This is a genomic window from Thioalkalivibrio sulfidiphilus HL-EbGr7, from assembly GCF_000021985.1.
Classification (GTDB): Bacteria; Pseudomonadota; Gammaproteobacteria; order Ectothiorhodospirales; family Ectothiorhodospiraceae; genus Thioalkalivibrio_A; species Thioalkalivibrio_A sulfidiphilus.
Window position 1 is genome coordinate 1,376,742 of the sequence record NC_011901.1, and the last position, 14,478, is coordinate 1,391,219.

15 protein-coding genes and 1 tRNA gene are annotated in these 14,478 nt (G+C 65.6%); 13 read left to right on the plus strand and 3 right to left on the minus strand.

Annotated elements, in window-relative coordinates; translation table 11 throughout:
• Nucleotides 1–94: 94 nt before the first annotated feature.
• A complete protein-coding gene (gene mutS / locus TGR7_RS06415; RefSeq protein WP_012637851.1) occupies nt 95–2,683 on the minus strand; it encodes a DNA mismatch repair protein MutS in 2,589 nt (862 codons plus the stop codon).
• Between the two features lie 299 nt (nt 2,684–2,982).
• On the opposite strand from mutS, the gene TGR7_RS06420 reads away from it, so the two are divergent.
• The 13 genes from TGR7_RS06420 to TGR7_RS06480 all read left to right on the plus strand — a co-directional run bounded on the left by TGR7_RS06420 (nt 2,983) and on the right by TGR7_RS06480 (nt 12,892).
• Complete coding sequence (locus TGR7_RS06420) at nt 2,983–3,417, plus strand: host attachment protein (protein WP_012637852.1); 435 nt, start codon at nt 2,983–2,985, stop codon at nt 3,415–3,417.
• 109 nt (nt 3,418–3,526) lie between these two features.
• Nucleotides 3,527–3,823 (plus strand): PilZ domain-containing protein, encoded by a 297-nt coding sequence (locus tag TGR7_RS06425; RefSeq protein WP_012637853.1) that lies wholly within the window; start codon nt 3,527–3,529, stop codon nt 3,821–3,823.
• Nucleotides 3,824–3,827: 4 nt separating this feature from the next.
• A complete protein-coding gene (locus TGR7_RS06430) occupies nt 3,828–4,325 on the plus strand; it encodes a CinA family protein (RefSeq protein ID WP_012637854.1) in 498 nt (165 codons plus the stop codon).
• 177 nt (nt 4,326–4,502) lie between these two features.
• Nucleotides 4,503–5,069, plus strand: coding sequence for an RNA 2',3'-cyclic phosphodiesterase (thpR, locus tag TGR7_RS06435; protein ID WP_012637855.1), 567 nt, complete (start codon nt 4,503–4,505; stop codon nt 5,067–5,069).
• Between the two features lie 88 nt (nt 5,070–5,157).
• Nucleotides 5,158–6,189, plus strand: coding sequence for a recombinase RecA (gene recA, locus TGR7_RS06440; RefSeq protein ID WP_012637856.1), 1,032 nt, complete (start codon nt 5,158–5,160; stop codon nt 6,187–6,189).
• Nucleotides 6,164–6,634, plus strand: a complete 471-nt coding sequence (locus TGR7_RS06445; RefSeq protein ID WP_012637857.1) for a regulatory protein RecX — start codon at nt 6,164–6,166, stop codon at nt 6,632–6,634. Before recA ends, TGR7_RS06445 begins: the two co-directional genes overlap by 26 nt.
• 89 nt (nt 6,635–6,723) lie before the next feature.
• Nucleotides 6,724–9,321, plus strand: coding sequence for an alanine--tRNA ligase (alaS, locus tag TGR7_RS06450; protein WP_012637858.1), 2,598 nt, complete (start codon nt 6,724–6,726; stop codon nt 9,319–9,321).
• 89 nt (nt 9,322–9,410) lie between these two features.
• On the plus strand, nt 9,411–10,640 hold the full coding sequence (locus TGR7_RS06455) for an aspartate kinase (RefSeq protein ID WP_012637859.1): 1,230 nt from the start codon (nt 9,411–9,413) through the stop codon (nt 10,638–10,640).
• 90 nt (nt 10,641–10,730) lie between these two features.
• Nucleotides 10,731–10,925 (plus strand): carbon storage regulator CsrA, encoded by a 195-nt coding sequence (gene csrA / locus TGR7_RS06460; protein ID WP_012637860.1) that lies wholly within the window; start codon nt 10,731–10,733, stop codon nt 10,923–10,925.
• A 90-nt stretch (nt 10,926–11,015) separates the two neighbouring features.
• Nucleotides 11,016–11,106 (plus strand) — tRNA-Ser (locus TGR7_RS06465).
• A gap of 252 nt (nt 11,107–11,358) precedes the next feature.
• On the plus strand, nt 11,359–11,892 hold the full coding sequence (locus TGR7_RS17985) for a nucleotidyltransferase family protein (RefSeq protein ID WP_012637861.1): 534 nt from the start codon (nt 11,359–11,361) through the stop codon (nt 11,890–11,892).
• Entirely contained in the window at nt 11,885–12,229 is a 345-nt protein-coding gene (locus TGR7_RS06475) for a HepT-like ribonuclease domain-containing protein (RefSeq protein ID WP_012637862.1), read from the plus strand. The genes TGR7_RS17985 and TGR7_RS06475 overlap by 8 nt, the downstream gene beginning before the upstream one ends.
• A 108-nt stretch (nt 12,230–12,337) precedes the next feature.
• On the plus strand, nt 12,338–12,892 hold the full coding sequence (locus TGR7_RS06480; protein WP_012637863.1) for a YqiA/YcfP family alpha/beta fold hydrolase: 555 nt from the start codon (nt 12,338–12,340) through the stop codon (nt 12,890–12,892).
• A 16-nt stretch (nt 12,893–12,908) separates the two neighbouring features.
• Here TGR7_RS06480 and TGR7_RS06485 read toward each other — a convergent pair whose 3' ends face one another.
• Both TGR7_RS06485 and TGR7_RS06490 read right to left on the minus strand, forming a co-directional pair.
• Entirely contained in the window at nt 12,909–13,745 is an 837-nt protein-coding gene (locus TGR7_RS06485; RefSeq protein WP_012637864.1) for a c-type cytochrome, read from the minus strand.
• Nucleotides 13,746–13,825: 80 nt separating this feature from the next.
• Entirely contained in the window at nt 13,826–14,290 is a 465-nt protein-coding gene (locus tag TGR7_RS06490; RefSeq protein ID WP_012637865.1) for a c-type cytochrome, read from the minus strand.
• Nucleotides 14,291–14,478: the final 188 nt, after the last annotated feature.

Below are 14,478 nucleotides of genomic sequence, written 5' to 3' on the forward strand. Positions count from 1 at the left end.
GAGGTTGAATTCGAGAACCCACTCAGGAAGTGCGAAGTGTGAATTGGGAAGTGGGAAGTAAGGGCTTCATTTCCCACTTCCCAATTCACCCTTCTCACTTTGCCAATAGCGCCCTGAGCCGGTACACGACCTCCAGCGCCTCCCGGGGCGAAAGGCTGTCCGGGTCCAGGTCCTCGACCGCCTCGCGCAGGGCCTCGAGGGACGGATCCGGGGCGGGCGAGGGTGGCGGGGTGGGGGCGAACAGGCCCAACTGGGGGTCGGCAGCCCCGCCGGCCAGGTTCTGGCGTTCCAGCTCCGCCAGACGCTGGCGGGCCTTTTTGATCACCGCCGCGGGCACGCCGGCCAGGGCCGCCACGTGCAGGCCGTAGCTCTGGTTGGCGGGGCCTTCCTTGACCGCGTGCAGGAACACGATGCGGTTGCCGTGTTCCACGGCGTCGATGTGCACGTTGGCGATGGCCTCGTGCTGCTCGGCCAGGGCGGTGAGTTCGAAGTAGTGGGTCGCGAACAGGGTGAAGGCCCGGTTGTGCCGGGCCAGGTGCTCGGCGCAGGCCCAGGCGAGCGACAGGCCGTCAAAGGTGGAGGTGCCCCGGCCGATCTCGTCCATGAGCACCAGGCTGTGCTCGGTGGCGTTGTTGAGGATGTTGGCCGCCTCGGTCATCTCCACCATGAAGGTGGAACGCCCGGAGGCCAGGTCATCCGAGGCACCGATGCGGGTGAAGATGCGGTCCACGGGGCCGAGCACCGTCCGGCGCGCGGGCACGAAAGAGCCCAGGTGGGCCATGAGCACGATCAGCGCCGTCTGGCGCATGTAGGTGGACTTGCCGCCCATGTTGGGGCCGGTGATCACCAGCATGCGGCGGGCGTCCGCGAGTTGCACGCCGTTGGCCACGAAGGGCTCGTCCAGCACCTGCTCCACCACCGGGTGACGGCCGTCCTCGATGAGCATGCCGGGGGTGTCGGTGAGTTCCGGGCGGCTGTAGCCCAGGGTCTCGGCGCGCTCGGCGAAGCAGGCCAGCACGTCCAGTTCCGCCAGGGCCTCGGCGCTTCGCTGGAGGGCCGGGAGCGGTTCCAGCAGGGCCTCCAGCAGGGCCTCGTAGAGGGCCTTCTCCCGGGCCAGGGCCCGTTCACGGGCGGACAGCACCTTGTCTTCGAAGGCCTTCAGTTCCGGGGTGATGAAGCGCTCGGCGCCCTTGAGCGTCTGGCGCCGGGTGTAGTCGTCCGGGGCCTTGTCCGCCTGGGCGCGGCTGATCTCAATGTAGTAGCCGTGCACCCGGTTGTAGGCCACTTTCAGCGTGTGGATGCCGGTGCGTTCCCGCTCCCTGGCCTCCAGGTCCACCAGGAACTGGTCGGCGTTCCCGGACAGGGCGCGCAGTTCGTCCAGTTCCGGGTCGTAGCCGGGGGCGATGACGCCGCCGTCGCGGATCAGCACCGGGGGCTGTTCGATGACCGCCCGGGTGAGCAGGTCCACCACGGCCGGGTGTTCGCCGGCGCTCCCGGCGAGTTGCTCAAGCCGGGGCGCGCCGGTCCCGGCCAGCAGGCCGCGGATCTCCGGCAGCACGGCCAGGGAGTCCCGCAGGGTCACCAGGTCCCGGGGCCGGGCGGAGCCCAGGGCCACCCGGGAGAGGATGCGCTCCAGATCCCCGATGCGCCGCAGCCGCTCGTGCAGCGCCCGGTGGCCGCGGCCCTCCAGCAGTTCCGCCACGGCGCCCAGACGCGCCTCCAGGTCCTGCCGGTGGCGCAGGGGCTGGTGGATCCAGCGGGACAGCAGGCGGCTGCCCATGGCGGTGGCGGTCTCATCCAGCACCGCGGCCAGGGTATGTTCCCGGCCGCCAGCCAGGTTCTGGGTCAGCTCCAGGTTCCGGCGGGTGGCGGCGTCCAGGATGATGCCGTCCTCGCGGCGTTCCACCCCCAGGCCGTTGATGTGGGGCAGGGCGCTCATCTGGGTGTCCTGCACGTACTGCAGCAGGGCCCCGGCGGCGCCGGTGGCGAGCGCCAGGCCCTCGCAGCCGAAGCCGGCCAGGTCCCGGGTGCCGAAGTGCCGGGTGAGCAGGGTGCGGGCAGCCTCGGCCTCGAAATGCCACACCGCCCGCTGGCGCGTGCCCGGGCGCTTGGTCCCGGGCAGGGGCTGGCCCTCGGGCAGCAGCAGCTCCGCCGGGTTCAGGCGCTCCAGCTCACCGGCCAGGGCCTCGACACCCTCCACTTCCAGCACCCGGAAGCGCCCGGTGCTCACGTCCAGGGCGGCGATGCCGAAGCGGTTCTCCCGGCCGCACACCGCCACCAGCAGGTTCTCCCGGCGCTCCTCCAGCAGGGCCTCTTCCGTGACCGTGCCGGGGGTGACGATACGCACCACCTTGCGCTCCACCGGACCCTTGCTGGTGGCCGGGTCTCCGATCTGCTCGCAGATGGCCACCGACTCTCCGAGCCGGATCAGGCGTCCCAGGTAACTCTCCACCGCGTGCACCGGCACACCCGCCATGGGGATGGGTTCGCCGGCGGACTGGCCGCGCTTGGTCAGGGTGATGTCCAGCAGGCGCGCGGCGCGGATCGCGTCGTCGTAGAACAGCTCGTAGAAGTCCCCCATGCGGTAGAACACCAGGATGTCCGGGTGCTGCGCCTTGATGCCCAGGTACTGCTGCATCATGGGGGTGTGCTGGGGGCTGGCGGCGGCGGGGGTGCTGGACATGGGCGGGAATTCTACATGACCTGACCGGGATCAAGGACAGCCCGGATTCCTGCACGAGGGGGCTGGTGGGTTTCGGGTAAAGGACTATATTCAGCACATATGAAGGGCACTTTCGTGGTTACTCGGGATCTTCGGCGCACGGCGTCCATGCTGTGTTGTCAGCCTGCCCCAGGTCTCGAGCCGGCATGATGTTTTTCCGCCATCCTGCTGATTTCATGGTTGTTTGATTCTCGCGGCGCTGCCCCATGGCGCGCCGCTTTTTCGTGTGCTGTTTCGCAAACCTTGAAGGAGGTGACCGCATGACCACTTGGGTGATTGTCGCAGACGCCAGCCGCGCCCGGATCTTCAGCGCCGAGAAGTCCTTCAGTGCCCTGCAGGAGGTGGAAGACTTCAGCCATCCCGAGGGGCGTCTCCACGAGCAGGATCTCAACTCCGATCGACCGGGGCGCGCCTACGACAGCAGCGGCGACGGCCGCCATGCCATGGGCAAGGAGGTGCCGCCCAAGAAGCAGGAGGCAGTGCGTTTTGCCAAGGTGCTGTGCGACCGACTCAACAACGCCCGGGCCACGGGCGTGTTCGAAAAGCTCTACATCGTGGCCGCCCCCGCCTTCCTGGGTACTTTGCGCCAGTGCATGAACAGCGTGACCCAGAAGTCCATCGTCGGAGAGCTGGACAAGAACCTCACCACCCACGACGTGGACACCATTCGCAGCCATCTGCCCGACTTCCTCTGACGCCTGTCCGTTCCCCGCCCGTCCGGCCTTTCCCTGCCGGGCGGGATGGGGCTACAGTTCCCGGAAGCCAAAACAGCCCGCCATGCGGGCGAACAACAGGGGAGGTGGCATGAGCCGGGACTACGAGGAGAAGCGGGATTTCCATCGCATGCAGATCGACTGTACCGTGCAATTGCGGCACAAGGCCACGGGTGAGGTACTGAGTGCCGAGGGGCGTGACCTGAGTGCCCAGGGCTTTTCCTTCCACGCGGGCCGTTCCTTCGGGGCCGGCGCCATCCTGGAGGCCACCGTGAGCCCCGAGAACACCCTGGTCCGACCCCTGCGTGCCGAGGTGGAGGTGGTCCGCGAGGAATCCGAGGGGCAGGGTTTCCTGGTGGGTGCCCGGATTCTCCGCATGCTGGACTGAGCTCGTGGTTCCCGGGGATGAGGCGCTCGCCGGGCTGGCCCGGGACACGGGGCAGGCCCTGGGCATGGCCGGCCTGAGGCTCGCCACCGCCGAGTCCTGCACCGGCGGCTGGATCGCCAAGCTGCTCACGGATATCGCCGGCAGCTCCGCCTGGTTCGAGCGGGGGCTGGTGACCTACAGCAATGCCGCCAAGACGCAACTGCTGGGCGTGCCGGCCGGGATCATCGAGGTCCATGGCGCGGTCAGTGAAGCGACCGTGCGGGCCATGGCCGAGGGTGCCCTGAACGTCAGCGATGCCGAGGCGGCCTTGGCGGTCAGCGGCATTGCAGGTCCTGGCGGCGGAAGCCCCGAGAAACCGGTGGGCACCGTGTGGCTGGCCTGGGCCGGCAAGGGTCGCGAGACCGAGGCGCGACGCTTCCTGTTCCCGGGCGACCGGGAGGCCGTGCGACGGCAGGCCGTGGCGGCGGCCCTGGAGGGCTTGCTGGCGCGGCTGTCGTCCTGAACGTCTGATTTCAGAGAAGGTATGCAAGCAACCCGCCCAGGACTCGAAGGGATGCGCCAAGGTTTAGAAGGTCTCTGATCGAAACACAACGACATCGCGTTCCCTGCTCGCCCTCATTGCGTCCTTTGCATGCTAGCCTGTGTTTTGAATGCTCGTCGATGACTTACGGGAGGACTCATGGAAGAGACCCTGGACACACCCCAGCGACTGTTCTTCGCCCTCTGGCCCTCGGATGAAGCGCGCGCGGCCCTGGCCGGCTGGCGGGATGCCCTGCCCCGGCCGGGTGGGCGACCCACGGCTGCGAGAAACCTGCACCTGACCCTGGCCTTCGCCGGCGACGTGGACGCCGAGACCCGAACCTGCCTGGAGCAGGCGGCGGCCCGGGTGCGGGGCGAACCCTTCAGCCTGCCGCTCGACCGGCTCGGCGTGTTCAAACGGGGGCTGCTCTGGACCGGCCCCGCGGACTGCCCGGCGGCGCTCTCGACCCTGGCCGGCGATCTGGCCGGGGTCCTGCGGGACTGCGGCGTTCGCCCCGACCCGTGTCCCTTTCATGCCCACATCACCCTGATCCGCCGCATGAACGGCCGTCTGCCCGGGGTGGATCCGCCCGGCCTCACCTGGCAGGCAAAGGCCTTCTGCCTGGTGCGCTCCCGGCCCGGACAGGGTTACGAGGTGCTCAAAACCTATCCCCTGCAGGGCGCGCCACCGGGCTCGCTTTCGGAGCGCTCCGGTTCTATGGGATAATCCGGGGTTTGGTGTCCCCCGGATGCCGCCGACACACCATCTAGTGTCCTGACCCTCCAGGGCACCCAACAGATTGCGAGGAAACACCGTGGACGAAAACCGCAAGAAGGCCCTGTCCGCCGCACTCGGGCAGATCGAGCGTCAGTTCGGCAAGGGCGCCGTGATGCGCATGGGCGACAGCACCGCCGTGCGCGACGTGGAGGCCATTTCCACCGGTTCCCTGGCACTCGACATCGCGCTGGGCATCGGCGGCCTGCCCAAGGGCCGCGTGGTGGAGATCTACGGCCCTGAATCCTCGGGCAAGACCACGCTGACCCTGCAGGTGATCGCCGAGTGCCAGAAGCAGGGCGGTACGGCCGCGTTCGTGGACGCCGAGCACGCCCTGGATCCGGGCTACGCCGAGAAGCTGGGCGTGAACGTGGACGACCTGCTGGTCTCCCAGCCGGACACCGGCGAACAGGCCCTGGAGATCGCCGACATGCTGGTGCGCTCCGGCGCCGTGGACGTGGTGGTGGTGGACTCGGTGGCCGCGCTCACGCCCAAGGCGGAGATCGAGGGCGAGATGGGCGATGCCCACGTGGGCCTGCAGGCCCGCCTCATGTCCCAGGCCCTGCGCAAGCTGACCGCCAACATCAAGCGCTCCAATACGCTGGTGATCTTCATCAACCAGATCCGCATGAAGATCGGCGTCATGTTCGGCAACCCCGAGACCACCACCGGCGGCAACGCGCTCAAGTTCTACGCCTCCGTGCGTCTGGACATCCGCCGCACCGGCGCCATCAAGAAGGGCGACGAGGTGATCGGCAACGAGACCCGGGTGAAGGTGGTCAAGAACAAGGTGGCCCCGCCCTTCAAGCAGGCGGAGTTCGAGATCCTCTACGGCGAGGGCATCTCGCGCCTCGGCGAGGTCATCGACATCGGCGTGCAGGACGGCATCGTGGACAAGTCCGGCGCCTGGTACAGCTACAATGGCGAGCGCATCGGCCAGGGCAAGGACAACGCCCGCACCTTCCTCAAGGAGCACCCGGAGATGGCCGGGGAGATCGAGCGCCAGATCCGCGAGAAGCACCTGCCCAAGCGGTCGGCCAAGGCGGATGAGGCGGAATCGGCGGAGGCCTGAGGACCCCGCTGAGCCGGGCGATCCCTACGCCGACGGCGTGCGACTCCTGGCGCGCCGCGAGCACAGCCGCTCGGAGCTGCGTCGCAAGCTTGCCCACAAGGGCCATGAGCCCGAGGCACTGGACGAGGCCCTGGACCGGCTCGCGGCGCAGCGATACCAGAGCGACGCGCGTTTCGTGGAAACCTTCGTGCGCCACCGGGTCCAACAGGGTTACGGTCCGGTGCGTATCGCCGCCGAGTTGCGCGAACGGGGCATTGGGGAGTCCGAGTCTGAGGCGGGTATTGCCGCCGCCGGGGCCGACTGGCAGCAGCTTGCCGAGGAGGCCTTGCATCGGCGCTTCGGCGACTTGCCCCCCGAAGATGCCCGGGAATGGGCGAAACGGGCCCGCTTCCTGCAATATCGTGGTTTCTCCGCCGACCTGGTGCGGCGGGCCCTGAAAAGATGATTCAAGATTCAAGATTCAAAGGCCGATGAGCTTGCGAGGTCTGTCCCTTTGAATCTTGAATCTTGAATTGGATTCACACCGAGACCTTTATGAAAAGCGCCGACTTAAGAACGAGCTTCCTCGAATACTTCAGGTCCAAGGGCCACGAGGTGGTGCCTTCGAGCCCGCTGATCCCGGGCAACGATCCCACCCTGTTGTTCACCAATGCCGGCATGGTGCAGTTCAAGGATGTCTTCCTGGGTCGTGAGCAGCGCCCTTACGTGCGCGCCACCAGCTCCCAGCGCTGCGTGCGCGCCGGCGGCAAGCACAATGATCTCGAAAACGTGGGCTACACCGCACGTCACCACACCTTCTTCGAGATGCTGGGCAACTTCAGCTTCGGCGACTACTTCAAGCGCGAGGCCATCCAGTACGCCTGGGAGTACCTCACCCAGGTACTCAAGCTGCCCGAGGAAAAGCTCTGGGTCACGGTGTTCGAGGAGGACGACGAGGCTGCCGACATCTGGCTCAAGGACGTGGGCGTCAATCCCGAGCGTTTCTCCCGCATCGGCGCCTCGGACAACTTCTGGTCCATGGGCGATACCGGCCCCTGCGGCCCCTGTACCGAGATCTTCTACGACCACGGCCCCGAGGTTCCCGGCGGCCCGCCCGGCACCCCCGAGGCGGACGGCGACCGCTACATCGAGATCTGGAACCTGGTGTTCATGCAGTACGACCGGGCCAAGGACGGCACCCTGACCCCGCTGCCGCGTCCCTCGGTGGACACCGGCATGGGCCTGGAGCGTCTGGCCGCCGTCATGCAGGGCGTGCACTCCAACTACGAGATCGACCTGTTCCAGAACCTGATCCGCGCCATCCGTGACATGGCGAAGGGCGCGGATCCCACGAGCCCTTCCCTGCGGGTGATCGCCGATCACATCCGCTCCTGCAGCTTCCTGGTGGCCGACGGCGTCATGCCCGCCAACGAGGGCCGCGGCTACGTGCTGCGCCGGATCATCCGCCGCGCCGCCCGTCACGGCCACAAGCTGGGCCTGGATGAGCCCTTCTTCCACCGTCTGGTGGGCCCCCTGGTGGCCGAGATGGGCGAGGCCTACCCGGAGCTGGTCAAGGCCCAGCCCATGGTGGAGCGGGTGCTGCGCCAGGAAGAGGAGCGCTTCGCCGAGACCCTGGAGAAGGGCCTGCGCATCCTGGAAGAGGACATCGACGGGCTCAAGGGCACCGAGATCCCCGGCAAGACCATCTTCGTGCTCTACGACACCTACGGCTTCCCCGTGGACCTGACCGGCGACATCGCCCGGGAGCGGGGCCTGACCCTGGACATGGCCGGTTTCGAGGCGGAGATGGAGATTCAGCGCGAGCGCGCCCGGGCCGCCAGCCACTTCGATGCGGACTACCACCGCAAACTCAAGATCGAGGGCGAGAGTGCCTTCACCGGCTACGAACACCTGGATGGACAGGGCCGGGTCACCGCCCTGTTTAAGGACGGCGAACCCGTGGACGCACTGGCATCCGGCGAGCACGGTCTGGTGGTGCTCGATGAGACGCCTTTCTACGCAGAATCCGGCGGCCAGGTGGGTGATACCGGCGAGTTGCTCGCCGAGGGCGTGATCTTCGAGGTCACCGACACCCGCAAGCACGGCGCCGCCCACGCCCACATGGGTCGCGTGGTGGAAGGGCGCATTGCCCAGGGCGACGTGCTGGGTGCGAAGGTCAACCAGGCCCGCCGCCAGGCGGTGGTCCTGAACCATTCCGCCACCCACCTGATGCACGCCGCATTGCGGGAGATCCTGGGCGATCACGTGCAGCAGAAGGGCTCCCTGGTGGCCCCCGACCGTCTGCGTTTCGACTTCTCCCATTTCCAGCCCGTGAGCGCCGAGGAACTGGAGCGCATCGAGCGCCGCGTCAATGAGGCCATCCGCGCCAATGCCGAGGCCGAGGCGCGCATCATGCCCATCGACCAGGCCCTGGAGTCCGGGGCGATGGCCCTGTTCGGCGAGAAATACGGCGATGAGGTGCGGGTGCTGTCCATGGGCGGCTTCTCCACGGAGCTTTGCGGCGGCACCCACGTGCGTCGCACCGGCGACATCGGCGTGTTCAAGATCCTCTCCGAGTCCGGCGTGGCCTCGGGCATCCGCCGCATCGAGGCGGTCACCGGCGAGAACGCCCTGAACTACATCGGCGAGACGGAAAAGAACCTCTCCCGCATCGCGGAGATGGTCAAGGCCGGCCGCGGCGACCTGGACGAGAAGGTCGCCCTGCTCGTGGAGCGCAGCCGCCAGCTGGAAAAGGAACTGGAGGCCCTCAAGGGCAAGCTGGCCAGCGCCGCCGGTTCCAGCCTCGCCGATCAGGCCGTGGAGGTGAACGGCATCAAGGTGCTGGCCGCCAACCTGGAAGGCGCCGATCCCAAGTCCCTGCGCGACACCGTGGACCAGCTCAAGAACAAGCTGGGCGAGGCCGCCGTGGTGCTGGCCACGGTCAAGGACGGCAAGGTGAGCCTGGTGGCCGGCGTGACCCAGGGCCAGACCGCGCGCCTGAAGGCCGGTGAACTGGTCAATGCCGTGGCCCAGCAGGTGGGTGGCAAGGGCGGCGGACGGCCGGACATGGCCATGGCCGGCGGCACCGACCCCTCGGGACTGCCCGGTGCGCTGGCCTCGGTGCCCGACTGGGTCCGCGAACGGCTGGGCTGAAAGATTTTCTTCATAATTACGGCGGTTTCGTGTTTAATGGCGGCCGGATTTGCGGCAGCGCACAATAACCGCCTGATGCAGGCACACACATGGCATTGATCGTACAGAAATACGGCGGCACCTCGGTGGGCTCTGTGGAGCGCATCCAGCACGTGGCCGACAAGGTGCTGGCCTATCGCAAGGATGGCCACGAGGTGGTGGTGGTGGTCTCCGCCATGAGCGGCGAGACCGATCGCCTGCTGGGCCTGGCCCGCGCCATCAATCCCCGCATCGAGGGCCGCGAGCTGGACGTGCTGCTGTCAACCGGTGAGCAGGTCACCATCGCCCTGCTGGCCATGGCGCTGGAGGCCCGGGGCTGCCCGGCGCGCTCCTACACCGGCGCCCAGGTGCACATCCTCACCGACAGTGCCCACAACAAGGCGCGCATCCGCGACATCGACGGCGCCCGGGTGCGTCGGGATCTGGCCGACGGGCGCGTGGTTGTGGTGGCCGGCTTCCAGGGTGTGGACGAACACGGCAACATCACCACCCTGGGCCGGGGCGGCTCCGACACCACCGCCGTGGCCCTGGCCGCGGCGCTGAAGGCCGATGAGTGCCAGATCTACACCGACGTGGACGGGGTCTACACCACCGACCCCCGCGTCGTGCCCAACGCCCGGCGCCTGGAGCGCATCACTTTCGAGGAGATGCTGGAGATGGCCAGCCTCGGCTCCAAGGTGCTGCAGATCCGCTCGGTGGAATTCGCCGGCAAGTACAACGTGCCCTTGCGCGTGCTGTCCTCCTTCAAGGATGGCCCCGGCACACTGATCACGTTCGAGGAAGAAGGCATGGAACAGGCGCTGATTTCAGGCATCGCGTTCAATCAGAACGAGGCCCAGCTGACTATACTGGGTGTACCGGACCAGCCCGGCGTGGCCTACCGCATCCTGGGCCCTATCTCGGATGCCAACATCGAGGTGGACATGATCGTGCAGAACGTGGGCGCCGATGCGACCACGGACTTCACCTTCACGGTGCACCGCAACGACTTCGACAAGGCCCTGGGCATTCTCAAGGGCCTGTCCGCCGAACTGGGCGCGCGACAGGTGTCAGGCGATCCCAAGATTGTCAAGATTTCGCTGGTGGGCGTGGGCATGCGTTCCCACGCCGGCATCGCCAGCAAGATGTTCAAGGCCCTGGCCAAAGAGGGTATCAACATCCGCATGATTTCCACCTCGGAGATCAAGGTCTCCGTGGTGGTGGATGAGAAATACCTGGAACTGGGTGTCAGGGCCTTGCACGACGCCTTCGAACTGGAAAAACCGCAGCAGGGAGCTTGAAACGACTGCGGCCGGTTCGGGGCACAAGGAGTGTCGCACAACGATGTGCGGCCATTGGACTTTGGTGATTGGAGCAATGGAGTAAGGACTATGTTGATTTTGACCCGCCGTGTCGGCGAAACCCTGATGATTGGAGACCAGGTCTCCGTGACTGTGCTGGGCGTAAAGGGCAACCAGGTGCGCATCGGCATCAATGCCCCCAAGGATGTGGCCGTGCATCGTGAAGAGATCTACGAGCGCATCAAGAACGAGGGTGACGAAGGCCAGGCCACCGGCGGCAACTGAGCCGCCTGAAGCCCAAACCTTTACCTGCCAGGGAGTGGCGGGTATCCTACGCGCCTGACTTGCAGTCAGGCCTCCACGTGTATCAACTCCGGAGAGATGGCCGAGTGGTCGAAGGCGCTCCCCTGCTAAGGGAGTATGGGTCAAAAGCCCATCGAGGGTTCGAATCCCTCTCTCTCCGCCATATTCAAAACAAAGGGGCTCCGGGTGTTTTCCCGGAGCCCCTTTTTGTTTGGATATGGCGACTGCAGATTCCCTGATATTGTCCCCTGGTCGTTTATCCCAAGCAGGAAGATCACGTGCCGCGCACTGGTGTGGTTGATGGCGGGCTGGTCCTGACATGCCTTGGGATTGGCGGGGCAATGTGGCGCGATTATTGAAATGCGCCACTTTGCTCGCTATGCTCGATGGCATCGCGTTGCGTAGCAGGTGCCCGATGCCCAGAACCCCCTCACAGACTGAACTCGACACCATCTGTCGGGCCATCGGCGCGTTTCCTGCTGGCGCATCGGTGGAGGAGATTGCCAGCGTGCTGGATGCCGATATCCCAAGACGCACCTTGCAGCGTCGCTTGGCATTGTTGGTTGAAAAGCGACGTCTGGTGAGTGTGGGACGTGGGCGTGGCTGTCGGTACCTGACGCCAGAACATGGCCACAATAGACAGGCCCAACGGCCGGTCGCGAACCGGGACGAGGCACTCAAGGTGCTTTCCCGGCTCAAGCCTGAATTGGCTGAGAAATTTGGCGTCACACGTTTGGCCTTGTTCGGTTCGACGGCGCGAAATGAGGCCAGGGCCGACAGTGATGTGGATGTGGTGGTCGATTTCGATGGGCCTGCAACCTCCGAGCGTTACTTCGGTGTTCAATTCCTCCTCGAGGACGAGTTGGGTCGCCCGGTGGACCTGGTGTCCAACAAGGCCTTGAGACCTGAGTTGCGCCCCTATATCGAGCAGGAAGCGATCAATGTCTGAGCGCGAATGGCGCTTCTATATCGATGACATGATCCGATTTGCCGGCAACGTGCTCTCATATACGTCGGGCATGGACCAGGATGCGTTTGTTGCCACGCCGATCAACTACGATGCCACGCTCCGTAACCTGGAACTCATCGGGGAGGCCGCGACGCATGTTCCGGAAGCGGTACGTGCAGAGAATCCCGGGATTCCTTGGAGGATGATCATCGCAACGCGAAATCGGTTGATCCATGCATATCTTGGAATCGATAACGATACCCTGTGGAGCATTATTCGTGACGATGTGCCTGCTCTTGTACAGGCATTGAAGCTTTTGCAGAAGCAGAAAGGCTGACGGGGATTCTTCAAACATCATGGCAACACAGACAAGCGTCTGCTGCCCGCGAGCCAGGAGTCCGAATTCGTCAATATGCTCAGGGCCGTGTCGTAATCCATTCCATTCATGATCCTGTTCTACGTCCACGGTTTCGGCAGCACGTCCCAGAGCCGCAAGGGGCAGGCGCTCAAGCAGCTGTTGCCTGAGCATCGCGTGATCGGTCTCGACTATGGTTATGAACCGGATGAAGCAGTGCGTGACCTGATCGCGCAGGCCGAGGCGGCGGGTGCGGGGCGGGAGCCCTGCGTGTTCATCGGATCATCCCTGGGCGGTCTATACAGCCGTTATCTGGCGCGTCATTTCCAGGCCAGGACCGTGCTGATCAATCCCGTGGTGAAGGCGGAGCTTCTGCGCACACTGATCGGTCCGGTGCACAACTACTACACCGGCGAGCCCTATGACTGGACCGAGGCGGACGTGCAGGCCTTGATGGTCTATGACGCGCCGCTCTCGGTGCCCGCACTCGTGCTGCTCGATGAGGGTGACGAGGTGCTGGATTACCGCATGGCGGTGCAGGCCTATGAGGGGTTTGCCGAGGTGAAGGTGTTCGCGGGCGGCGATCACGCCTTCGCGCATCTGGAGGAGAGCATTCCGCTGATTCGCGCCTTCATCCGCTCCTGAGCGTCGGTTCAGCCCGTCAGCGCATGTCGTGGCGGATGGGCTCCAGGGACATGAGATAGACGGCCATGGCACGCAGGTCGTCGTTGCTCAGGTGCGTGGTGCCGTGCTCGATCACATCGCTCATGGAACCGCCGGCGAAGTCGCCATCCGGATCCATGCCCGTGTCCAGATAACGCACGATGTGGCGCTGGGTCCAGCGTCCGATGCCGGTCTCCCGGTCCGGGGTGATGTTGGGGATGGTCCCGCCGTCGGGCAGGCGCTGGCCGGCAAACAGAAGCCTGGGGTCCAGGCCGCCGGTGCGGGTGCGCGGGCTGTGGCACTCGGCGCAGTGGGCCATGGCGTTGACCAGGTAGGCACCTCGGTTCCATTCGTCCGACTCTGACTCACGGGGTACGAATTCACCCGGGCGCAGGTGCAGGACATTCCAAAAGCGCAGGGCGGGGCGGAATCGGGCGAACCAGACCAGCTCGTGGGGCCTGTTTTCAAGTCGCACCGGTTCAATGGATTGCAGATAGGCCCAGATGGCTTCGATGTCCTCCCGCTTCATGCGGGTGTAGGAGGTGTAGGGCAGGGCGGGGTAGTAATGTCGCCCGTCGGGGCCGCGTCCCTCGGTCAGGGCACGCACCAGGTCATCGACTGACCAATTGCCGATACCGGTCTCCTTGTCCGGGGTGATGTTGGGGCCGTAGAAGGTGCCGAAGGGGCTTTCGATGGCACGGCCACCGGCCAGGAACGGGGCACCGTCTTCTTTTTTCGTATGGCAGGAGATGCAGCCGGCGGCGCGCAGGTTGTATTCGCCCCGTTTGATCAGTTCCTCATCCGGTGTCTCGGCCAGGGCTGCGGGGGTAAGCACCAGGGCGAGCCACAAGCACAGCAGTGCGGACCCAAGGGGTCCGCACTGTTTGAGGCTGCTATGGCGTGGCACGTCGGTCTTCAGTTGCTCTGGCGGAAGTCGTCGTGACAGGCACGGCAGGACTGACCCAGCTCACGGAAGCGGGGACCGAGATCCTGCTCGCCGGCCTCGATGGCCTCCAGCAGGGTGACGGCGGCCTTGTGGGTGTTCTCGGAGAGTTCGGCATAGCGTTCCTGGTTCTCCCACACGGCGGGCAGGGCATTGGTCTCGCCGAAGTCGCTGCCCTCCGGGAACAGGGCGGGGATGTCCTTGGTCATGTCCACGATGTAGCGGGCATGGATGGCCAGGTTGTCCCGGTATTCATTGGCACCGTCCACGATCACGGCGGCCAGTGCGGCGGTGTTGCCGCCGATGGCCCGCATGACGCCCTTGCGGTAATCCACCGTCGCCTCCACGGAATCGATGGCGTGGACCTGGCTCATGGCGCCGAGACCCAGGGTCATGGCAATACCGAAAGAGAGGGCGAGCTTGATGGGTTTATGCATGAAACACCTCCTTGATGATGCGACCAAACGAACGAATTCAAGGGGCGGACGGGCCGTCCCATGAGCGTGAATACGGCAATCCTGCTGGGGTTTATTCTAGTCCCCGGGAATCTAGACTCAAGCAAGCCCCCAGGGTTCAACCGGTTTTCCCGGATTCCCCGAAGCAGACAATCCTGTTTGGGCCTGCG

Excerpts from the sequence above, each read along its gene's own strand:
- mutS (WP_012637851.1), bottom strand. The coding sequence starts at position 2,683 with ATGTCCAGCACCCCCGCCGCCGCCAGCCCCCAGCACACCCCCATGATG.
- TGR7_RS06420 (WP_012637852.1), top strand. The coding sequence starts at position 2,983 with ATGACCACTTGGGTGATTGTCGCAGACGCCAGCCGCGCCCGGATCTTC.
- TGR7_RS06425 (WP_012637853.1), top strand. The coding sequence starts at position 3,527 with ATGAGCCGGGACTACGAGGAGAAGCGGGATTTCCATCGCATGCAGATC.
- thpR (WP_012637855.1), top strand. The coding sequence starts at position 4,503 with ATGGAAGAGACCCTGGACACACCCCAGCGACTGTTCTTCGCCCTCTGG.
- TGR7_RS06445 (WP_012637857.1), top strand. The coding sequence starts at position 6,164 with ATGAGGCGGAATCGGCGGAGGCCTGAGGACCCCGCTGAGCCGGGCGAT.
- alaS (WP_012637858.1), top strand. The coding sequence starts at position 6,724 with ATGAAAAGCGCCGACTTAAGAACGAGCTTCCTCGAATACTTCAGGTCC.
- TGR7_RS06455 (WP_012637859.1), top strand. The coding sequence starts at position 9,411 with ATGGCATTGATCGTACAGAAATACGGCGGCACCTCGGTGGGCTCTGTG.
- csrA (WP_012637860.1), top strand. The coding sequence starts at position 10,731 with ATGTTGATTTTGACCCGCCGTGTCGGCGAAACCCTGATGATTGGAGAC.
- TGR7_RS17985 (WP_012637861.1), top strand. The coding sequence starts at position 11,359 with ATGCCCAGAACCCCCTCACAGACTGAACTCGACACCATCTGTCGGGCC.
- TGR7_RS06475 (WP_012637862.1), top strand. The coding sequence starts at position 11,885 with ATGTCTGAGCGCGAATGGCGCTTCTATATCGATGACATGATCCGATTT.
- TGR7_RS06480 (WP_012637863.1), top strand. The coding sequence starts at position 12,338 with ATGATCCTGTTCTACGTCCACGGTTTCGGCAGCACGTCCCAGAGCCGC.
- TGR7_RS06490 (WP_012637865.1), bottom strand. The coding sequence starts at position 14,290 with ATGCATAAACCCATCAAGCTCGCCCTCTCTTTCGGTATTGCCATGACC.